17 protein-coding genes and 3 tRNA genes are annotated in these 22,321 nt (G+C 40.7%); 12 read left to right on the top strand and 8 right to left on the bottom strand.

Going from position 1 to position 22,321, the window contains the following annotated elements; genetic code table 11:
- Positions 1-80 precede the first annotated feature (80 nt).
- Entirely contained in the window at positions 81-653 is a 573-nt protein-coding gene (gene purN / locus BWD42_RS06290; protein WP_077434198.1) for a phosphoribosylglycinamide formyltransferase, read from the bottom strand.
- A gap of 157 nt (positions 654-810) precedes the next feature.
- Here purN and BWD42_RS06285 point away from each other — a divergent pair, with 157 nt between their 5' ends.
- Positions 811-1,311 (top strand): peroxiredoxin family protein, encoded by a 501-nt coding sequence (locus BWD42_RS06285; protein WP_077434196.1) that lies wholly within the window; start codon positions 811-813, stop codon positions 1,309-1,311.
- Between the two features lie 94 nt (positions 1,312-1,405).
- Here the strand turns inward: BWD42_RS06285 and clpB are convergent, their stop codons facing one another.
- Positions 1,406-4,006: an ATP-dependent chaperone ClpB gene (gene clpB, locus BWD42_RS06280; protein WP_077434194.1), complete on the bottom strand. Its 2,601-nt coding sequence runs from the start codon at positions 4,004-4,006 to the stop codon at positions 1,406-1,408.
- Positions 4,007-4,277: 271 nt separating this feature from the next.
- On the opposite strand from clpB, the gene BWD42_RS06275 reads away from it, so the two are divergent.
- The 3 genes from BWD42_RS06275 to BWD42_RS06265 all read left to right on the top strand — a co-directional run bounded on the left by BWD42_RS06275 (position 4,278) and on the right by BWD42_RS06265 (position 4,564).
- A tRNA-Thr gene (locus BWD42_RS06275) sits at positions 4,278-4,350 on the top strand.
- Between the two features lie 33 nt (positions 4,351-4,383).
- Positions 4,384-4,456: transfer RNA gene (locus BWD42_RS06270), tRNA-Thr, on the top strand.
- 35 nt (positions 4,457-4,491) lie between these two features.
- Positions 4,492-4,564, top strand: a tRNA-Thr gene (locus BWD42_RS06265).
- A gap of 40 nt (positions 4,565-4,604) precedes the next feature.
- On the opposite strand, the gene BWD42_RS06260 is transcribed toward BWD42_RS06265, so the two are convergent.
- From BWD42_RS06260 to BWD42_RS06250, 3 genes are all read right to left on the bottom strand, one after another.
- Positions 4,605-6,017, bottom strand: a complete 1,413-nt coding sequence (locus BWD42_RS06260; protein WP_077434192.1) for an alkaline phosphatase — start codon at positions 6,015-6,017, stop codon at positions 4,605-4,607.
- Positions 6,018-6,102: 85 nt separating this feature from the next.
- A complete protein-coding gene (locus tag BWD42_RS06255) occupies positions 6,103-6,762 on the bottom strand; it encodes an NAD(P)H-binding protein (RefSeq protein WP_077434190.1) in 660 nt (219 codons plus the stop codon).
- Between the two features lie 99 nt (positions 6,763-6,861).
- Positions 6,862-7,104, bottom strand: coding sequence for a hypothetical protein (locus tag BWD42_RS06250; RefSeq protein WP_077434188.1), 243 nt, complete (start codon positions 7,102-7,104; stop codon positions 6,862-6,864).
- A 206-nt stretch (positions 7,105-7,310) separates the two neighbouring features.
- On the opposite strand from BWD42_RS06250, the gene BWD42_RS06245 reads away from it, so the two are divergent.
- Positions 7,311-7,499: a hypothetical protein gene (locus BWD42_RS06245; protein ID WP_077434186.1), complete on the top strand. Its 189-nt coding sequence runs from the start codon at positions 7,311-7,313 to the stop codon at positions 7,497-7,499.
- 65 nt (positions 7,500-7,564) lie between these two features.
- On the opposite strand, the gene BWD42_RS06240 is transcribed toward BWD42_RS06245, so the two are convergent.
- On the bottom strand, positions 7,565-8,017 hold the full coding sequence (locus BWD42_RS06240; protein ID WP_077434184.1) for an Lrp/AsnC family transcriptional regulator: 453 nt from the start codon (positions 8,015-8,017) through the stop codon (positions 7,565-7,567).
- Positions 8,018-8,140: 123 nt separating this feature from the next.
- On the opposite strand from BWD42_RS06240, the gene rocD reads away from it, so the two are divergent.
- The 6 genes from rocD (at position 8,141) to BWD42_RS06210 (ending at position 17,931) form a co-directional block, all read left to right on the top strand.
- Positions 8,141-9,406 (top strand): ornithine--oxo-acid transaminase, encoded by a 1,266-nt coding sequence (rocD, locus tag BWD42_RS06235; RefSeq protein WP_317041793.1) that lies wholly within the window; start codon positions 8,141-8,143, stop codon positions 9,404-9,406.
- Positions 9,403-10,368, top strand: a complete 966-nt coding sequence (gene rocF / locus BWD42_RS06230) for an arginase (RefSeq protein ID WP_077434182.1) — start codon at positions 9,403-9,405, stop codon at positions 10,366-10,368. The genes rocD and rocF overlap by 4 nt, the downstream gene beginning before the upstream one ends.
- Before the next feature lie 531 nt (positions 10,369-10,899).
- Positions 10,900-12,522, top strand: a complete 1,623-nt coding sequence (locus tag BWD42_RS06225) for a tetratricopeptide repeat protein (protein WP_077434180.1) — start codon at positions 10,900-10,902, stop codon at positions 12,520-12,522.
- Between the two features lie 206 nt (positions 12,523-12,728).
- Complete coding sequence (locus tag BWD42_RS06220) at positions 12,729-15,512, top strand: TonB-dependent receptor (RefSeq protein ID WP_077434178.1); 2,784 nt, start codon at positions 12,729-12,731, stop codon at positions 15,510-15,512.
- A gap of 66 nt (positions 15,513-15,578) precedes the next feature.
- The gene (locus tag BWD42_RS06215; RefSeq protein WP_077434176.1) at positions 15,579-16,841 is read left to right on the top strand and encodes a hypothetical protein; all 1,263 of its coding nucleotides are present in this window, start codon (positions 15,579-15,581) and stop codon (positions 16,839-16,841) included.
- Between the two features lie 10 nt (positions 16,842-16,851).
- A complete protein-coding gene (locus BWD42_RS06210; protein ID WP_077434174.1) occupies positions 16,852-17,931 on the top strand; it encodes a phytase in 1,080 nt (359 codons plus the stop codon).
- Positions 17,932-18,182: 251 nt separating this feature from the next.
- On the opposite strand, the gene BWD42_RS06205 is transcribed toward BWD42_RS06210, so the two are convergent.
- Positions 18,183-20,255, bottom strand: coding sequence for an ATP-binding protein (locus BWD42_RS06205; RefSeq protein WP_077434172.1), 2,073 nt, complete (start codon positions 20,253-20,255; stop codon positions 18,183-18,185).
- A 322-nt stretch (positions 20,256-20,577) separates the two neighbouring features.
- Here BWD42_RS06205 and BWD42_RS06200 point away from each other — a divergent pair, with 322 nt between their 5' ends.
- The gene (locus BWD42_RS06200; protein ID WP_254846187.1) at positions 20,578-21,243 is read left to right on the top strand and encodes a response regulator transcription factor; all 666 of its coding nucleotides are present in this window, start codon (positions 20,578-20,580) and stop codon (positions 21,241-21,243) included.
- 36 nt (positions 21,244-21,279) lie between these two features.
- On the opposite strand, the gene lgt is transcribed toward BWD42_RS06200, so the two are convergent.
- Positions 21,280-22,092, bottom strand: coding sequence for a prolipoprotein diacylglyceryl transferase (lgt, locus tag BWD42_RS06195; RefSeq protein ID WP_077434170.1), 813 nt, complete (start codon positions 22,090-22,092; stop codon positions 21,280-21,282).
- Positions 22,093-22,321: the final 229 nt, after the last annotated feature.

Genomic DNA, 22,321 nt, shown 5'->3' with positions numbered 1-22,321 from the left:
TTCCACAAAGGATTCAATAACTTCGTTCATAGGGCAAAGTTACGATTTGTTTAAAATAATTCTAAATAAAAATGTTGTTTTTACATTTTCTTGATTAGGTTCTCGATTACTTTCGGGAAATGTTGGTGTTCCAATTGCTGACCTTTGAACTTGATGATATCTAAGGTGTCATCGGCATCTACCTTAAATTTTGCCTGATAAATAATCTCGCCTTCATCAAAGTGTTCATTGGCAAAATGGATGGTAATACCATGTTCCTCTTCTTTGTTGGCCAACACCGCTTTGTGCACATGATCGCCATACATGCCTTTGCCTCCATATTTAGGAAGGAGCGCAGGGTGGATATTGATGATCTGATTGGGATAGGCTTTTAAAAGATTGTTTGGGACAAGCCATAGGAAACCGGCTAGGACAATCAGGTCGATATTCAGATTTTTAAGGATGTTAACGATATTGTCCGTGTTGTAAAATTCATTGCGATCAAATATATGGGCAGGGATTTCAAAATTGTCAGCGCGCTGAATAACGTAAGCGTCAGGATTGTTGGAAAGGATCAGCGCAACCTCAGCTTCATCTGAGTATTTGAAATGTTCCATTATTTTTTGAGCATTGGACCCTGAACCTGAAGCAAAAATGGCAATTCGTTTTTTCACGATTAATGAGTATTAATAGATTTGATCGATTTAAAAATTAGTCCAAACTTACGCATTTTTTGTAAAAAAAATAAAATATTGACGAATAGAGCCGCATTTTTAGGTATTATTGATGATAATTAATTGAATATTCATTGTCAGTTTAAAATTCTTTAACATGAAGTTACTCTGTTCCCTATTTTTGGTTTGCACATCTTTTCTTTTTCAACCCTTGTTTGCTCAGGCTCCCAAAACAATTCCGGCATTTACATTTGACGAGGTCTATCAGTCGGGTAAATTCCATGCTGACAAATTACCCAAGACAGGTTATATTGTGTTCGACTTTTACGATCCGGGCTGTGGTCATTGTCAGAAAATGGGGGCTGGAATCGCGCAGAACTTGCAGAAGCTCAAACATGTAAGCTTGTATTTTATCTCGATGAACGACAAAGCCTATGTAGACGGATTTATTAATATGCATGCCAAAGCACTGAAGAATGCGGCCAATGTGAAATTTTTATTTGATTCCGGAACACAGTTTATTGAAAAATTTAAACCCAGTAATTATCCTTCACTGTATGTTTATGATGCTAAAACGAAAACTTTGCTGCAGCATCTAGATGGAGAGGACGATGTGAAAAAATTGCTGAAAGCGGTTGGGGTTTCGAATTTGAATTGAGTATTAAAATAATAGCAAGGTGATGCAATATGGCCTGCAAAATAAAAGCCCCGCATGATTGGCGGGACTTTTATGCTTATTAAACAGTATATGATTAATTTTCCTGTTTATTGATAAAGACAAATTTTCCATCGAATACATCCAGCCGGATAATGGAATCGCGACTGACTTTGCCAGATAAAATTTCTTTGGAAAGCTCATTCAGAATACGTTTTTGAATGACACGTTTCAACGGTCTGGCACCATAGATCGGATCATAGCCGAGCTGTGCCAGCCAATCCATTGCTTCATCTGAGGCCGTGATAAAGATATTTTGTTCGGCGAGTTGTTTTTGGACATGTGAAAACTGAAGTCGTACAATATCACCGATCTCGTCTCTGCTCAAAGGGGTAAACATAATAACTTCATCGATACGGTTCAGAAACTCCGGACGGATAGACTGTTTGAGCAGGTCAAACACTTCCGTACGGGTCTTTGCAATGATCTCCTCTTTATTATCATCATCCAAACGGCTAAAATTCTCCTGAATAATATGCGATCCCGTATTGGAGGTCATGATAATGATGGTGTTCTTAAAGTTTACTGTACGCCCTTTGTTGTCGGTAAGGTGGCCATCATCCAGTACCTGTAGCAAAATATTAAATACATCGGGATGGGCTTTTTCGATTTCGTCCAGTAATACGACCGAATACGGATGTCTGCGTACAGCTTCTGTAAGCTGACCACCTTCATCATAACCCACATATCCCGGAGGCGCACCAATCAAACGGGATACCGCATGTCTTTCCTGATATTCGGACATGTCAATACGTACCATGGACTGTTCGTCGTCGAATAGAAATTCAGCCAGCGCTTTTGCGAGTTCGGTTTTTCCGACACCGGTTGTACCAAGGAAAATGAAGGAACCTATTGGACGCTTTGCATCATTCAATCCGGCCCTTGAGCGTCGGATTGCATCAGAGATTGCTTCAATGGCCTCATTTTGACCCGCCACCCGTTTGTGAAGTTCTTCTTCCAGGTTCAACAGTTTTTCCCGTTCAGACTGAATCATCTTGCTCACTGGTATTCCAGTCCATTTGGCAACGACATCAGCAATATCTTCGGATGTGACCTCTTCCTTCAGCATACGTTTGCTTTCTTGCTTTTCAGCCAGTTCTGCTTTGAGCTTTTCTACTTTTTCCTGTGCTTCTTTGATTCGTCCGTAACGCAATTCGGCTACTTTGCCATAGTCACCGGAGCGTTCAGCCTGTTCGGCTTCAAGCTTGTAGTTTTCAATGTTTTCAATTTCTTGGTTCACATTGTCCACTAAACTTTTTTCCGCTTGCCAGGAAGCTCTTAGGTTGTCGCGTTCAGCAGATAAGTTGGCAATGCTTTCCGAAAGTTCCTGTACCTTTTTGTCATCATTTTCACGTTTCAATGCCTCGCGTTCAATCTCCAATTGCATAATACGGCGTTCCAACTCATCTACGGCTTCTGGAACAGAATCCATCTCCAGCCGTAATTTGGATGCAGCCTCGTCAATGAGGTCAATTGCTTTATCCGGTAGAAAACGGTCGGCGATATAACGTTGCGATAATTCTACTGCTGCGATGATAGACTCATCTAGGATACGTACTTTATGATGTGTTTCATAACGCTCTTTCAATCCCCGCAGGATGGAAATTGCATCCTGTGTGTCCGGCTCTTCGACCATTACCTTTTGGAATCTGCGTTCAAGCGCTTTGTCTTTTTCAAAGTATTTCTGATATTCATTGAGTGTGGTTGCACCGATGGCCCGTAGCTCACCTCTGGCCAGGGCAGGTTTCAGGATATTTGCAGCATCCATGGCGCCTTCACCACCTCCAGCACCAACCAAGGTGTGAATCTCATCGATAAAGAGGATAATCTCACCATTGGAGTCAGTTACTTCTTTGACAACAGCTTTCAAACGTTCCTCAAATTCACCTTTATATTTCGCTCCGGCAACCAAAGCTCCCATGTCCAGTGAAAACACAATCTTGGACTTTAGGTTTTCCGGCGCATCTCCTTTAATAATCCGATAGGCAATTCCCTCTGCTATAGCGGTCTTACCAACTCCCGGTTCACCCACAAGTATGGGGTTGTTTTTGGTACGACGAGATAGAATCTGCATCACGCGTCTGATCTCCTCGTCACGACCGATGACAGGGTCTAATTTACCAGATTCTGCATATTCATTTAAGTTACGGGCATATTTTCCAAGCGCATTGTAAGTTGCTTCCGCATTTTGGTCGGTGACACGGCTGTTGCCCCGTAATTCTTTAATGGCTGTCTTTAGATCTTTTTCCGTTACCCCTTGTGACTTTAATAAGGAGGATGTTTTGTCTGATGTTGCCAATATTCCCAATAGGAGATGCTCGACGGATACAAATTCGTCGTTAAATTCTTTGAGATATCCCTGCGCTTTTTGTAAGGCGCTATTTGCATCGCTGCTCAGATAGATGTTACTTCCGCTCACTTTGGGGAAGCTTTCGATCTGTTTATCAAGCTCAGTGCCAAGGTAGGAGATGTTGACGTTCAATTTCTTTAATAGGTGACTGACAACATTTTCATCTACAGTAAGTAATGCTTTCAGTATATGTGCTGTTTCGATGGCCTGTTGCTGATTTCCAGCGGCTATCTCCGAAGCTTTTTGTATTGCCTCTTGGGCCTTGATTGTGTAATTGTTAAAGTTCATTCTGTATCGCTTAATTAAAGTTTTGTTGATATGTATGGATATAACAATTGAAATGCCATTCGGGTTTTGCGCGGTATTTCGGAAAAAATGGCATTAATATTTATTGAATCATGACAAATTTTCATTATTTAAAAATAATACGGTTGATTTTTAAATAATTGGCCTAAAAGCTGGTAAAAATTATAGCGCAGGGCTTGCATTTTTGGTTTAGGCTTTCGATATTTGCAGCATCTTAAAACGGAGGTCGTTTTAAGATTGAAAAGAAGTAAAAGCCTCTTTAGCTCAGCTGGTAGAGCAACTGACTTGTAATCAGTAGGTCATTGGTTCGATCCCGATAAGAGGCTCTTTGAGTGACACTCATTAAACTTCTTTAAAAAGCCTCTTTAGCTCAGCTGGTAGAGCAACTGACTTGTAATCAGTAGGTCATTGGTTCGATCCCGATAAGAGGCTCTTTTGAGCGATACTCATTAAAATTCATTTAGAAAGCCTCTTTAGCTCAGCTGGTAGAGCAACTGACTTGTAATCAGTAGGTCATTGGTTCGATCCCGATAAGAGGCTCAAAAAAATCCCCAGGAATTTCCTGGGGATTTTTTTGTTTTTAGTCTAAGGTTAGCTTTGCGGCTTGTGCTATTTTCTTTGGTATATCGGTATTATCCATTTTCTGATTGAACAGCTCAGCACCAGCACCAATGGCGTAAACAGGAGCATAGGCTGCTGAATGGTTGTTGGAAGCCCAGGCAATAGAGCCCATACGGTTCAGTATAGCAATACTTAAAGCAGCGATTTTATCATCACTCGCATACAAACTTTTTGCTGTCTCATTCTGATGATCGACGAAACTCCTTTGATAGGCTTCTTTTAGCGATTTGTCATCCGTCTCATTGACTTTTACCTGATCATATAAACCTGTGTTTGTCGAAAGCAGGTTTTTGAGGTCATCCCAAGAGGCGTTTGCGTTGTTTTTGCGGAGGTTGCCGATTTCATTTGAAAGCGCTGCATGTGATAATTTTTGGTTGGCCAGCAACTTTGTTCTTAAAGTAGAACTGCCGTTACCGATGCCAAGTCCGCCAGTTTCATGATCTGCAGTGACGACAATGAGGGTTTCTTTGGGGTGTTTCTTATAGAATTCATAGACAAGTTCTGCCGCTGAATTAAAGTCCAATACTTCCTGTATTGTTGTGGCCGCATCGTTAGCATGGCAGGCCCAATCTATTTTTCCACCTTCAATCATCAAAAAAAAGCCGTTTTTATTGTTTTGTTCCAGGGATTGGATCGCTGCAGCGGTAATATCTGCGAGTTTCAGATCGGATGGTTTTTGGTCTATGGCATATTTTAATGCATCCGTAGCAGTTCCAGCTGTATTCATCAGGATAATTTTGTCAGATTTACTAGGATGTTGCGCATAAGCTTCTTTTCCCTTTAAAATTTGATAGCCTGCTTTTTCAAATAGTGGAAAAAGAGAAGGCGCCGGTTGTTTATCGAAAGTTGTTTCGGGCTTTAGGAAATTGGATCCGCCAAAGAAGTCAAAATTGGAGCTGATGATTTCTTTTCCGATTTCGTAGTACATGTCGCGGTGAGGCTGATGGGCATAAAACGAGGCGGGGGTAGCATGATCTATGCTCACACTTGTGATGATACCGACTTTCTTTCCCTTTTCTTTAGCGGCATAAGCAATACTCTTGTGCGGTACGGTTCCGGTGCTGTCCATGCCGATAACTCCGTTTTTCGTTTTTTTGCCTACGGCAAGGGCGGTACCTCCAGCACCAGAATCGGTGACACCGTTAGATTGGGAGTTGGTGGAGGCAAAACCAACGTAGGGAAATTGGGTGAAAACCAAAGGTACTGTGCTGTTTTTTTGTTGGAGTTCCGCACGGTGTATTTCGGTCAGATTGACTTGATTAAGTCCCATTCCGTCACCGATCAGATAAAAGATATACTTCGCTTGTTGGCTAAAAGCTGGAAATACATAAATAAAAGCAAAGAGAAAAAGGAATAAAAAGCGTTTTTTCATTAGTGTGATAAATAAAATAAATGACGGCAAATTAATAAGCCCGGATTAGTTTATTGTTAATTCAATGTTATGAATACTTTTCACGTTACTGTTGGTCGGCAGTTTCTGAAAGCTGTTTGATATCTTCTACTGAAATGATATTAATGCGTTCTTTGCGGTTATGAATGGACTGTATCATTGCCTTGGCGACCGTAGCAACAGGAAGTGCTTCATAGGTCTTAAAAAGGCCGATACGATTAAAAGTGCGTAATGCGTTTATACCAATCTTTTCGCCCAAGCGATTTGTTTCGGGGCGTATCAAGCCACCTGGCTGTACAATGATAAGTTGACCGAAATCGAGCGCTTTAACATGTTGCTCCAGACTTCCTTTCATTCGATTGTAGAAAATTTTTGATCCAGCATCTGCGTTGACTGCAGAAAGTAATACAAAACAAGGGATTTCATTTTTCTTAGCAAACGCTGCAAATTGCAGATTGAGGTCATGGTCCACTTTCCATTGGGCATCTTTACTACCGGCGTCTTTACGTGTAGTACCCAGGCAAGAAAAGGCAACCTCGCCGCGAATTTCCTCTTCAAATTCCTTTAACCTGTCGAAGTCTACAATGATCTGCTTTAATTTGGGCTGTTCCTCAAATGTCTTGCGGCGCAAGAGGAGAACGATCTCGGTGAAATCGGATGATTTTAATAACTCCTGAACAAGTACTTTTCCAGTTGCACCAGAACCACCTATTAAAACTGCTCTCATGTCATTTATTTTTTTGTTTAAAGCAAAAATCTATGGCGCATCCCTGATAATCAGGATGGCAATAGCGGATTGATAAATAGTGTTTTTACGTTAGTATCTCTAATCTTTGTAATTTGGTTTTCCGGGAGTAAAACGTACAATAGACTGGTCCAGGCGTAGGGTCTCTGCCACGGTAATTAGATCTTCCTCGACAATGAAATTTTGATCAATAGAGGTTTTTATCGTTGTAAAATCTTCCTGATCGGCGTCCTGAAAATATAGTAAGGATTGGATGGTCGATACGGCCACAAGTTCGAGTAATTCATCTTCGCCTTCATAACCCACATAGAAAAAATCTGCCATAATTATACAATTTGGTTTTATACGAATATACTTTATTTAATCCTAAAATCAGTGATTTCAATGCGAAAACTTATCAGGGAAAGGTTGTTTTTCTATAAAATGTTGAATTTAAATTTTCTTATGCGGAGACTTATTTCCCTCGCAAAAATGCCTTATATTTGAGGGAGTCGTTATTAAATAAGTATTAACAATAAGATCATATATAGATGGATAAAGAGCAGATACAAAATTGGTTGGATAGTGGATACGATATATTGCATCATGGTAGACCGGTTAAAGTTGAGGGCAATCTATGGGATTATATCGATGGATTGGGAAGTTATGAAAATGTGTTTGTATTGCGGGAGCTGATTTATTGGACAGAGGAGGAGCTGGCAAATATTGGAAAACAATAGCGCGATCCTGAATCCCCTGTTGCCTGTTGGAGATTCAAGGCCGCTTTGTATTTGCTATTGTGTTGTTAAAGAATAATATTACGTTTAAAGGCACATCCCAATTCGATCAGTGAATCGGTCTTTGCAATGCCTGGAATGTTATCGATTTTTTCATAGAGCAACTGGCGCATATGTTCGTGGTTCCGGGCAATAATCTTGACATATAAGGTGTAGTTCCCAGTGATGTAATAACATTCGGTAACTTCAGGGATCTTTTTCAGTTCTGCAATGATGCGGCTTGAATCATGATCTTTTTCCAGACTAAGGCCAGTAAAGGCCCCCCAATCATAACCTAATCTTTTTTCATCCAATACAGGTTTTATACCTGTTAATATCCCTTGCTCCATGAGACGACTGATACGTTGATGGATCATGGTATTGGATACGCCTAATGCCGTTGCGATAGCAGAATATGCCATTCGGCCATCCGCATCCAGGTATTTTAAAATTTTAAGGTCAAATTCGTCTATGCCGTTCATTGTTATGTAGGTTTAAAAGTTAATTTTAATATTTCAACGCTAATTTAATGTTAAATTCTATTATTTTACCTTAAAAATAGTAAAAATTGTATATTTGTTATTATTTGAAATAAAATCCAAATTATGAGTATGGTATCTACACAAGGAAACGGAGCGGCATTTATTGCCAAGGAAGAGAAATATGGAGCACACAACTATCATCCCTTGCCAGTTGTGTTGGAGCGCGCAGAAGGAGTGATGGTATGGGATGTTGATGGAAAATCTTATTTTGATTTCCTTTCGGCATATTCTGCAGTCAATCAGGGGCATTGTCACCCACGTATCATTGCTGCGTTGACCGACCAAGCTCAAAAGTTGACGTTGACTTCTCGTGCTTTCTATAATAACAAACTTGGTGACTTTGAGGAAATGATCTGTAAACTATTCGGCTTCGATAAGGCTTTGGTCATGAATTCAGGGGTAGAGGCTGTTGAAACAGCTATGAAGCTCTGCCGTAAATGGGCCTATCAAGTCAAAGATATTGCACCGAATCAAGCTAAAATAGTTTTTGCCAAAGACAATTTTCATGGACGCACCATTTCGGTGATATCCGCTTCAAATGATACAACAGCAACCAACGATTTTGGCCCTTTTGTGGAAGGGATTGCATTGGTACCCTACAATGATATTGAAGCATTGGAACTTTTGTTCAAAGAGGATAAAAATATTGCCGGTTTTATTGTTGAGCCGATTCAGGGGGAAGCAGGAATTGTTGTTCCGGATGTAGACTATTTGAAACGCGTACGTCAATTGTGTACAGCCTATAATGTGCTCTTTATTGCGGATGAAATCCAGACAGGTATCGCAAGAACCGGAAGTATGTTGGCTTCCTACGCCATTAATGATGTGGACAGTGCGAGTAAACCGGATGTATTGATATTGGGTAAGGCGCTATCCGGTGGTGTATTACCTGTTTCAGCGGTATTGGCAGACGATGCTATTATGTTATGTATCAAACCGGGTGAGCATGGTTCTACCTACGGTGGTAATCCACTGGCTTGTGCAGTAGCAACGGAGGCGCTACAGGTTGTACTGGATGAAGATCTGGTCAATAATGCCCGTAAAATGGGGAATCTATTTTTGGAGGGACTGCGAAAAATAGCGGCTAAATCGGATATGATCACCGAAGTCAGGGGCAAAGGTTTATTGACTGCCATTGTGATCAACGCGAGTGAAGAAAGTGATTTGGCTTGGAATATTTGCTTGAAATTTAAAGAAAATGGTCTTTTGGCCAAACCTACGCACGGCAACAAGATTCGCTTAGCGCCACCTTTAGTCATTACAGAAAGTCAGATTGACAGTTGTCTGGAGATAATCGAACGATCGTTGACTAATATGATTGCATCATGAAGAAAATGATTGAATTGATCAAAAACAGATCAGATATCGGTGCGGGCACGAGAGGTTCCGACTTAGGCATAGATGCGATTGAGATTGCAGCGATCAACAAGGGAAGTCAGTATTTCATTAATTATCCCTTTGTGGATGTGCCTACACGAAATAGCTCCATTTATCAAAATGACAACCATCCTTTCGGTAAACATATCCAGCAGATTTACGAACAATGTAAGCAGGTGGCCTCTACAGTGGAGGATAGCCTTTCTGCGGGTAATTTTCCTTTGGTGTTTTCGGGTGACCATTCCTCAGCGATGGGAACGATCAGTGGCATAAAATCGGCTTATCCGGATAAAAAACTGGGCGTGATTTGGGTTGATGCACATGCAGATATTCATTCACCTTATACGACACCTTCGGGCAATATGCATGGTATGCCTTTGGCGGCCATGTTGAATGAAGACAACCTAGCCTGTAAAATTAATGAAATTGATCAGTCAACGCAGGAATTTTGGAATAAACTGAAGCGTATTGCCGGTCCGGCAGAAAAGATACAACCAACGAGTTTAATTTATTTTGGAGTTAGGGATACTGAGGAACCCGAGGACCTTTTGATTGAGCGTTTGGGCATAAAAAATTATCGGGTCGAAGAAATTCGCCAACGGGGGATTGATGACTGTGTAGCCGAAGCCTTGCTCGGTTTGCAGGACTGCGATATGATTTATATTTCTTTTGACGTGGATAGCATGGATAGTGAATTGATTTCAGACGGTACGGGTACACCTGTTCCCAAAGGCTTTATGCCAAAGGAAATCGTTTTGATATTGGAAGAAATTATACGATCTGGAAAAGTAAGCTGCCTGGAAATCGTCGAAGTAAACCCTTTGTTGGACAAAAAAGGTAATAAGATGGCGGAAGTTGCCTTTGATATTTTGGAACGCATAACACCGCTGATCGAACTCAAATCTGGTGATTGATCGGTACCGGTCCAAGTTGGTTTAGGCTTAGGGATGTTGCCCATAGGCGCGCAGCAATCGCAATCTGTTTTATTTGAGCAATTATTTAATAAATCAATATGTAGACAGGGGTGTCCGGTCATTAAATCGGACACCTTTTTCTTTATTCCCTTTTTTGGGGCAACCCGTTTGTATATGGATTGTTCTTTGGATAATTACCACCTTTCTTCGGATCATATTCGGACCATATTCGCTAACAGCCAGACAGGTGGCTGAGTCGGAACAGACCTGAGGCAGATTCGATGCAGAAATTGTTTGGGCAAAACCTGCAACCGATCCGCAGCAATATTGATCAGTATCCCAGACAATCCGAAGAAGCTCTGAAGACAATAGGAAGAAAAGCCCCGTGTCCTATACTTGTGTTTTATACTAAAATAGGTTTACAGCACTGGGCTTAAAAAAGATTCACTCAATCTATATTAAGTTTAATCTGATTTAATATTCTCTTAACATGTTAAGAAGTAATTTTACGCAGCGATTATTTACTGCAAAATGAAGATTTCTTACACTATTATATTTTCGATCAGCTTCCTGACATTGCTATTTTTGCCGCAGCTGACTGCTGCACAAGCTGATTCATTTAAAGAGATCCGGGTATTAAGCCAAAATTATCCGGATTCAGCGATCGTCCAGGTAAAAAAACGGTATGCAAAGGCTGTCAATGACCACGATCTGCTCCTACAGGGAAATTGTTTACAGGCCATCGGTTGGTTATGTGTGAATCAGGGGCATTACGCTCAAGCACAGGACTATTATTTCCAGGCGGATCGAATCTATACGCAACTTGAAGCGAAACAAGCATTGGGATCCAACTGGAGCGATATCGGAGAACTCAATATTTTCAATAAGCAACACCAATTGGCGAAGGAATACTTTAACAAGGCTCTCTACACATTCAAAGCTGAAAATAATCGTAATGGTGAAGCTTCTGTGCTAGGGAATATAGGCCATCTTTTCGAAAAAGAGGGGCGTTATGATTCGGCATTTGTTTATCAAAAGCAGGCTTTGATGATCTATCGTGAACAAGCCAACCATAACGGCGAAGCCAAGATCCTAGAAAATTTGGGTAGCATTTATGAAGATCTTGGGAGATATGATAGTGCTTACGCCCATTTTGCAAAGGCTAGGGATTTATACCAGGAAACGCAGGATAACTATGGAAAGATTGTGGTGATCAATAATATGGGTGATATTTTTAGAAAAACCAATAAATATCCTGAAAGTATTCAATTGACCCAACTGGCTTTTCGCTTGGCGGAAAGCCTTGGAGATGTCTATCAAATGGCGTCAACAACAAAAGATCTCAGTAAAACATATGCGCTAAATGGGCAGATGGATAGTGCCTACTTCTATGCTGAGCGGAGCCGAAAACTGGTATTAGAGCTTTATAGTGTAGATGGAGCACGACACACGGCTTTCTTTCAGGCGCTATATGATATGAACAAAAAAACGGAGGAGATCGAAAAATTACAGACAAACAAACGGATAAATTCGATCTTATTACTTGGTACGATTGTAGTACTGGTCCTTTTGAGTATACTTTCCTATGTACTTTATAGCCGACAGAAAATAAGAATCAAAACACAAATTGCCGAATCGCGAAAGCAGGAGGTGGAGCGTGAACTGGCCGAAATTGCACTTAAAAATCAACTGTTGGAAGACAGACAACTCAAGCAGGAGTTAGCATTGAAGGAAAAAGAACTCACCTCCCATACACTCAACCTCATCCGTAGTAATCAATTTCTGGAAGAACTTCGCGACGAATTGAAAGTCCTGGTCAAAGACGATCGACGGGATCAAAAGAAAGCCATGCAACGGCTGGTCCAACAGATCAGTGAACATATTACCCAAGGCATCCATTGGAAAGAATTTATGGGGACATTTGAGCGCGTACATCATAGTTTTTTTGAAAAACTGATCAGGCTGTTTCCAGATCTTACTGCCGCCGATATGCGCCTGATCGCATTGCTAAAAATCAATCTCAACAATACAGATATCGCGATCCTGTTGGGGATATCACAAGACAGCCTTCGGGTGGCCCGGCATCGGTTAAGGAAAAAACTAAAATTGGAACAGGGCGAGGACCTCGCAGGATATCTGATAGGTATTTCATAATTTTTTAACACAAGGGTAACCTAACTTTAATGGCGTTTATTTTATTAGTAATGAGCTTTAATTCAGTCGGTTGTAGTTTTGTGTTTCCCTTTCGTATAGGACAGGTTTTGGTTTGTTTCCATCTTGTAACGCCAGATATTTTGTGAATCTGTCAGCTGCTGTCATATTTGCAGCAACAATCAGAGATTCATAATAATCTATTAAAAATGAAAAACGTTTTAACGGTATTGCTTGCTTCCAGTATTTCAATCAGCGCCGCTTATGCGACCAAGATTAAGGGAAAAGTCCTGGATGCACAAACAGGGGAAGCCATCGTTGGTGCTACCGTCTTGCTCGAACAAAATGGCTTGTCGACCAAGACACAATTGGATGGTTCATTTGAATTCAAGGGACTGGCTGCAGGTACAGCTAGAATTCATATTCGGCATGTGGCCTACGCCGAATTGATCAGCGAAATTGAGATTAAAAAGGAAAATACACCTCATTTCACTTTTCAGCTTAGTTCGAGTGAACAGACCCTAATGGAGGTGACTGTCAAAGGCAAGCGTAATGGCGGTGATGATGATCCCAGTGCCCGTCGATTAGAAAAGAATGCCTCACAAATTATGAATGTGGTATCGGCGCGGGCGATTGAGATCTCGCCAGATATTACAGTAGCGAACGTTGTGCAACGTGTGTCAGGTGTTTCCATCGAACGGAATTCAAATGGTGAGGGGCAGTACGCGATTTTAAGGGGAATGGACAAACGTTATAATATCACATTGGTCAATGGCGTGAAAGTCCCTAGTCCTGACAATAAATACCGCTATGTGCCCTTGGATCTATTCCCATCGGATATGTTGGAACGATTGGAAATCTACAAATCCCTGACGCCAAATATGGAGGCTGATGCCATTGGTGGTGTCGTGAATATGGTCATGAAATCTGCTCCAAGCAAATTATTGTTTCAGGCCAATTTGGCTACAGGTTATGGCCAACGGTATTTTAATCGGGATTTTGGTAGTTTTTCCACCAGCGGGGTTTCGTCAAAATCTCCTTACGAACTGCATGGGAAAAATTATAATGCTACTTCCGCTGATTTTGATAAGGGAACGTTGGATTATACGTATAAAAAACCATCCCCAGATCTTATCGGTAACCTAACGATTGGCAATCGCTATTTAGATGATAAGTTGGGAGTCATACTAGGAGCAAGTTATCAAAACCTCCATCGCGGCAGTCATTCTATTTTCTACAAATCATCTGTCGTTGATGTCAATCCCAATGCGGTCATTACTGAACAGGGTGACAGACAATATGATGAACAGCAACAACGCTTGGGACTGCATAACAAAATTGATTATCGATTCAACCCAAACCATCGGCTGAGTTTTTATCAGATGTATGTAAATTTGAGCAACGTCCAATTACGGGATGCGGTCAATACAATTTACAATGGACAATACGATCCGAGTATCGGTAAGTCAGAACTGACCTATGTGACCCGTAGCAGGAAGACACAACAACAGATCTACACTGGTAATGTTCAAGGCGAACATCATTTTTTGGATAATCGCTTGAGTTTTCGCTGGTCGGGAGTGTTTTCCTCCGCTCGTAATGAGCTGCCACAAAATACCAGCATTAGTTTGGATGGAGTAGAAGAGAATTTCATTCGTCGACGAACTTCTCTCGTAAACAAGTCACCGGTGACTTACCGTTGGGAACGCAATACCGATGAGGATCGGGCCGGTTATTGGGACCTTGCTTATAAAGTGCCGATGGCTGAAAACAAACTGGAGATTTCCACAGGTGGTTTATATCGTGACAAACAGCGGAGCAGCTTCTATAATAATTATAACCTTTCTCCAATCGCTGATGAGGCGAAGTATAAATATGGTGTTGATTTTCAGAAGTATACTGATCTTCAATTGACAGTCAGTAATGCTACTGGGGCTGTTGCTAACGCATTGACCTACGATGCTGATGAAAAAACGACGGCGGTATACGGTATGTTCAATTATGAGAATGACAAGCTCCAAATGATCGGAGGTATACGTTTGGAACATACGAATCAGGGGTATAAATTATTATTCCCAGCTGGAGAAAAGAGACCTGAGGGATCCCAGATCTATACCGAATGGTTGCCGAGTTTAACAATTAAATACCATTTGGACAAAAAGCAACAACTTCATGCAGCCTACTATCGGGCATTAAACCGCCCAGGTTTTTACGAAATTGTTCCATCTAGTGTTGTCAATGAGGAATTTATGGAGCGAGGGAACCCAGATCTGAAACATGCGCTGGCCGATAATTTCGATTTACGTTACGAATTATTCCCAGAAGCCTCATCACAATTTCTTGTGGGTATGTTTTATAAAAAGATTAAAAACCCCATCGAGTACACTTTTCAGCCTGATGAGGTACGCAGGCAGGACGTATACTACACACCTGGAAATTTTGGGACAGCTAAAAACTTCGGCTTAGAGGTTGATTATATCAAGTATATCCAAAAATTTGGCGTTAAGGCAAATTATACCTATACGCATTCGCGCATCACGACCACTAAAATGAGCCGTAAGACGAACGAGGTCACACAGGATCCTGATCCTATATTTTTGGATCAAACCCGTCCTCTTTATGGACAGGCAGCACATATAGCCAATTTATCCCTACTGTATAAAGACACCAATAAGGGCTGGGAAGGACAGCTTGCAGGATCTTATACGGGATCCCGGATCAATACAGTTTCCCAGTTTTTGAATAATGATTTATGGCAAAAGGGATTTATTCAGCTTGATGCTTCTGTGGAAAAGAAATTCAGTCGCGGATGGGCAATCTTTGCCAAAGCGAATAATATCTTAAATACAGCGATGGAACTCTATGTGAAAGGGACAAATCCTGAAAATGATAAGATTATGGAAAAATTGGTGCAAGGGGACAATACGCTTATCCGTAAGGATCTATATGGTCAGAATTATGTGCTCGGTCTACGCTATAATCTGAATAAATAGGTTTTTAAAGCATTTAGCATATTATAATCAAATAAATCGAGCGTATGCTCATCATAAAATATACTGATGAAAAATAACATTATTTTATTGTTGATATCACTTTCAGTTGCATTGTTCGGCAGCTGTGAAAAGGCGAATATTGATGTGGATACTTCGGATGCCAATGGTAGTGCTATTGGTGAAGTTTCCGGCGTTTGGAGTAAGGGGAGTATCCAGCATATTAAAGGCGATATTATTATTCCAGAAGGAAAATCATTGACTATCGAAGAGGGTGTGACTGTACTAATGGACTCCGTTGGTAAAGCTGAAATTGTGGTATTGGGTAATCTGTATTCCTTGGGTACAGCTGAAAATCCCGTGAAATTTACCGTAGAAGATAAATACAAATCTAAAACCAATGAATTTGGAAAGCTTTGGGGCGGTATTTTAGCGGCACCCAGTTGTCAGGAGTTAGTTTTAGACCATACCATCATCGAATATGGGGGAGCAGTTACTTCAGATGCTTCAATGTCTGTAAAAATGGGATTGTATAAAAAGGCCGCGGGCGAAGCACTGCCGGCATTATGGTTCTCCAATATCGATGGGAAGTTGATCGTTCAAAATAGTACAATCAGCCATTTTCATGAAGATTGCACCTATATAGAGGGTGGCAAAATTATCTTTGCCAATAATCGTTTTTTCTCGAACGGTGTGACTGGGGGAGAAGCAATGAACTTTAAATCGGGGAGCCTCGCTGATGTAGCCTACAATCTGGTCTACAGTGTTAATACCAATGCCTTAAAGCTGTCCAATTCAGGAGACCGGATACCACAGGCGCATATCATCGTTTATAACAATACCATGCTGAATACGGGCTGGCGCCGGCCGACAGCAAAAGGTGGTTCGGTTTGGTTAGAGGCTTCTGTTAAAGCGGAAGTGTACAATAATCTGTTCGCCAATACGCGATTCGGGGTCAAACGCGATCCCAAAAAGCCCGAAGATAAGCGCTCGGTTTCAAGCAACAATTGGTATTATGGCTATGACCAATTGACGGTGGATCAATTTCAGGTCGGAAAGAATGATATCGTTGAGGGTACCAATGATGTCAAGGGCAAATTGGCAGGGGAGAACAACCCTAAATTTGTGAATTATCCATTAGAAACTCCCGGTGATAACTATGTGTTTAATGCAGCCTGGGATTTCCACCTACAAGGAAATTCACCCGCTTTGAAAGCTGGTACGTTAGCATTCAAACCACATTTTATAGACGGATTGACACTATCAAATGGTTTATCTTACAGCTCTCCACAACCTGCAACTTATGTTGGTGCTTTTGGTGCCAAATTTTAATTAATTCAACATGAAAACAACGTTAAAAACAATACTATTTTTTGGCTTGACAGCATCGGCATTACTGCAAGTCTCCTGTAATAACCCAAAAACGAATACGTCCGCAACGGAATCTATTAAACCTGTTTTTGTTACTGATGCGGTACGTTACGATTCCGATGATCCTGCGATCTGGGTCAATAAAACCGATCCCAGCAAAAGTCTGGTCATCGCAACCGACAAAGATGCGGATGGTGCTTTATTTGTGTACGATTTACAAGGTAAAATTGTTAAAGATAAGGTAGTCTCAAATTTGAAACGCCCAAATAATGTGGATATCGCCTATGGTTTGACCATCGGAGGGAAACCCGTCGATATCGCTGTGACAACAGAACGTATGACACATAAACTACGCGTATTCTCGTTGCCAGATATGAAACCAATCGATCAGGGTGGATTGGATATGTTTGTAGGGGAGGCCGAACCTGATTTCAGGGATCTGATGGGAATAGCACTTTATACTTCACCGAAAGGAGAGATCTATGCCATTGTGGGAAGAAAAAATGGTCCCAAAGAAGGTTACTTGGGTCAATATCTCTTGACGGATAATGGTGCCGGCGCTGTGAAGGCCACCTTAGTCCGTAAGTTTGGTTCATTTAGTGGAAAGAAAGAAATTGAAGCCATCGCTGTAGACAATGAACTGGGTTATATCTACTACTCGGACGAACAAATGGGAGTGAAGCAGTATTATGCAGATCCTGCGAAGGGAAATCAACAATTGGCCTTGTTTGCGACCGAAGGTTTCACAGAAGACCATGAGGGTATTTCAATTTATAAATTGACGGATAGTACGGGGTATATTTTGGTGTCCGATCAAGGAGCTAACCGCTTTCAGATCTTTAGCCGTGAAGGTACAAAGACAAATCCATTCGAACATGTCCATTTGAAGACTGTACCGGTTATGGCCACGCAAAGTGATGGCTCAGATGTGGTATCTTCGTACCTAAACGATACATTTAAGCACGGTTTATTTGTTGCCATGAGCGATGACAAGACCTTTCATTATTACCGTTGGGAAGATATCGCTGGGCAGGAGCTAAAAAAGAAATAGTCTTTAGAGAAGACTGATAAAGTATAAGGCAACAGTTGTATAATTGACGTACAGCTGTTGCTTTTTTAAGGAATAATGCCCTTACTGCTATTGTTTTTTAAGATCCTGGATGTCCGTGCAGTGATAATACAAGTGAAGTCTTCATCAATCCTTTTCGTACATTTTATACGCTACAGCTGATTCCTGTTGGTGATAGCGAATCAAGCACTCAGAAAGAAATATGGTCTTTTTCAGTGCAAGCAAAGCATTAATCAATCCTGTTTAGAGGTTTTATGCGTTGCGGTTACAGGTAATTCACGACAACGGATAGGGACTTTAAACCAGAATGTCGAACCTTCGCCGAATGCGCTGTCCACACCAATTTCTCCCTGATGTTTTTGGATAATTTCACGACAGATAAACAGGCCGATGCCGAATCCAGAGGCGTAACTATCTGTTGAATCATTCACCCGATAGAATTTGTTAAAAATCTGCTTTTGATGCTTGTCACTGATGCCTCTTCCCTGATCGCTGACTTTTACACTGAAATAATCATGATCCACCAGGACATCCATGATAATGGTCGAATTGGTGGGAGCGTATTTAATGGCGTTGTCGATAAAATTAATGATCACCTGTTCAATCTTATCACGATCAGCAACAATTTCCTGTTTGGAATCTGTTGCTCCGGTATAATGAATAAAATGCTTGATGGGTTTTAGCGAATAGATGTTACGGATATAATCTATTAGTGTGCAGATACGAAATGTATTTTTGTGGAGCAATAATTTCCCCTCATTGAGCTGGGATACATTCAGGAAACCCTCGATTAATCCACGCATACGTGTAGCCTGCTCATTTGACTGATGGAGATATTGTAGCCGTTTTTCCGAACTGAGTGTCTGTTCCCTTGCAAGTAACAGCTGTATGTAGGCAATAAGTGAAGTCAAAGGAGTCTTCAATTCATGGCTTGCGATACTGATAAAGTCCAATTTTTTTCTTTCCTCTTCTTTGTCGTTGGTGGTATCGAATATTGCGCCGTATATGATTTGTCGGTTTGAATCGGTAGATAATTGTCCACCACCAACAGATCGAAGCCATTTTATTTTGCCTGTTTTTTTATCTTCTATTTCACATTGACAGTCAAAGGGGGATTGTTTGGATACCACTTCTTGAAAGATATGGCGTATCTTATCCCGGTATTGCGGTAGGATCTGCGTAAAAAAATCAACTTCCTGTATTTCTCGTTGGTGATCAAAGCCAAAAAGCTCACGACATTGATCATTGAGTTCCATTTTCCTGGATTCTAGGTCAATGGAAAAGATGCCAATTCCTGCCGCCTCCACAATCATTCTAAACTCTTGGTCTTTCTTTGCGATCAAGGTATTAATGGCCTCCAGTTGTTTACGCTCTGCATGCTGTTGTGTAATATCCAGTGTGGTGCCGGCAAACCATTCCGGCTGTTGGTCCTGATCAAAATACATTTTTCCCTTGCAATGGAGCCAGCGTAACTTTTGATCCTTGGCACCAATGGTACGAAACTGTACATCATAAACACCCTTATTTTGATAACTCAATGATTTTTTGACTTCCCGATCTATTCTGTTCCTATCTTCGGGATGTATATAGCGTAAAACTTCGCTGTAAGGAACAGTCTCACCCTTGGCAAAGCCAAAGAGCTCACGTGTACGTTCATCCCAATGTACAATGTAGCTCTTACAGTTTAGATTCCAAGTCCCCATTTCGGCAGATTGTAGTGCGAAATGATAATGCTCTTCGCTTTCAATGATTTTCTTTAGTGCTACTTTTAGTTTCTGGTTTAAATTTTTGGTTTCCCGGTCCGGTAATGGATATTTATTTAAGCTGGTGACTGCATGAATGTTTCCTTCCAGACTGTATTTTGGGGTTAGTAGATCTTCAAGAAGTTTTTGCTCAATGTTATTCTTTTCATCCGACTGTTGGGCGATCGGCATATTATGGGGAATAATATTTATTTCTTGATATATACCATACATTTCTCCTGCTGCATTGATAAGGGGCTGGTATTTTATGCTGCAGTTATACCTGTCGGATTGCCCTTCCAGACCAAGTCTGATTGATACATTTTCTTCTAGCAGGGTTTTCTGGCTAAACCATACCTGTTTTAATTTGGAGATACGAGCATGGAGATCATTCTGTATAATACAATCTTCCAGCCGCTGACCAAGGACAGTTTCATCACAATTCCACAGCTGAAGCATTTTTGCACTGGCATAGGATATATGAAATTCAGGGCTGTCGTAAATGGCGCAGGCGCCCGATGCGGTGCTGAGTACGGTTAAAATATCTTTGTCGGAACGGATCATAAAGTTTCAAAAAAATAAAATGCTATATAGTTTAAAACAAATATTGTTCCCTTTCTAATTCCTTTGGATACTTTCTATAGCATTTAAGCACCAATGACTTCCTATTTCTGCCATGAGTTCCAAAGGAATTCCTTATAAAATCAATTAAATGAATAGAATTTTGTACCTTTATTCAGCTTGTGCCGGCTTTGGACAGCTGATGGAGTGAAGTGGGAGGTACAATTGGTTTCTGGATCTTTAAAACATAAAAATGCAACTGTACTCCATAGTGGCATACTATTCAGCTAAAAGAAGAAAGATAAATTTTTATTAAAAACAGCAAATGATGGGTAAGATTAAAATACTATTGGTTGAAGACCATATGGTCGTACGTAATGGTATTAAATTGTTATTGGAATCTCAGGCGGATTTTGTTGTCATTGGAGAGGCTTCCGATGGAAATGAGGCGTTACAGCTCCTAAACAATGGATTGCTGCCTGATATTATTTTAACGGATATCAGTATGGATCATATGGACGGTATGGAATTGCTGCGGGTGATCAAAGTGAAGTATCCGTCTATTAAGGTTGTGATCCTTTCGATGTTGAATCAGATTCATTATGTGGTAGAAGGGTTTGAGCATGGACTTTCAGGTTATCTGCTTAAAAATGTGGGCTATAACGAGCTTCTCTTTGGCCTTAACCATGTGGCTAATGGTGGTAGATATATGAGTGAAGAGATCAGTATGGCGCTGCTTGATCAGGTGGTTTCCGGTGAAAATTATACAGATCTATCAAACCGCTCGCTACCGGACTTTGATATCAGTGAGCGCGAACTGGAAGTGTTGAAATTGATCGCTGACGGTTTTACAAATGTGGAAATTGCCGACAAAATCTTTTTAAGTAAACGTACCATAGAAGGACATCGACAAAGTTTGATCGAAAAAATGAATGTAAAAAATACGGCTGAACTTGTTAAGGTTGCCTTTCAGGCCGGTATCTTAAAATAAGTTGTTTCATGTAATCTTTACTGCTTTTTTTCTGTATCAGCACTTGTTGTGCTTTTTTCCGTTATTGATGATAAGTAAGGTAGAGCCGATCAGGATAAAAGGGATACTAAGCAGTTGTCCCATATTAAGGAACATTGAATTTTCAAAATCTTCCTGATTGAGTTTTAGAAATTCATCCAGAAATCGAAAGGAAAACAATAGGGTCAATAATAAGGCAAAGCAATTTCCAATGTTGTTTTTTAGGATTGGTTTTGTCCAAAGATACCGCAGTAATAGAAATAGTATGATACAGAATAATGCTTCATACAATTGGGCGGGATGTCGCGGGGATTGGTCAATAGAAGTAAAGATAAAAGCCCAGGGTAGGTTTGTCTTCGTGCCGATCATTTCCGAGTTCATCAGGTTGCCCAGACGGATACAGGCTCCGGCGATAGGTATCACCAGCGCAATTCGATCTGCCACCCAAAGGAAGGGAAGCTTCTGTTTTTTTGCAAATAAAAATATACCAAGCAAAATACCAATTCCACCGCCATGACTGGCCAGACCGCCTTCCCATATCGCGAATATCTTTAGAGGATTGCTGAGATAATAAGATGGATCGTAAAATATGATATGGCCTAAACGTGCACCTATAATTGTGCCTAAGACAATATAGATGCTCAGCTGATCCAAAAATTCGATTGGTCGGCCTTCTTTTTTTAGCATTGTCCATAATACCTTGTAGGATAGGACAATTCCCAGCAGCCAAAATATGCCATACCAACGGACAGGGTGATTGATGATTGGTATGGTAAAGATGTCTTTATTGACATTCCAAGTGATGAAATTCAATATTAAGCTACTCGTCATTATGCCTTAAAATATTTAGTGTATGGTATTAGTATAAGAAGATGGTCTTTTGTTACATTAAATCATGAAAATAAGTTCAAAGTTGCTCTGTTGGTTCGAAAACTAGATCATTCAATACAAATATTGATGCTGCCCGTACGATTGTTAAAATACCTGATTTATCTTTTTCCGATCCTGTATATTTGTTTGTTAATAAGACCGCATGACGAAGTTTTTTGTTATAAACAAC

The sequence above is a fragment of the Sphingobacterium sp. CZ-UAM genome (genome assembly GCF_002000245.1).
In the GTDB taxonomy this organism is placed as follows: domain Bacteria; phylum Bacteroidota; class Bacteroidia; order Sphingobacteriales; family Sphingobacteriaceae; genus Sphingobacterium.
The sequence above is the reverse complement of the archived record's forward strand: the minus strand, read 5'-3'. Positions and strand labels throughout refer to the sequence as shown.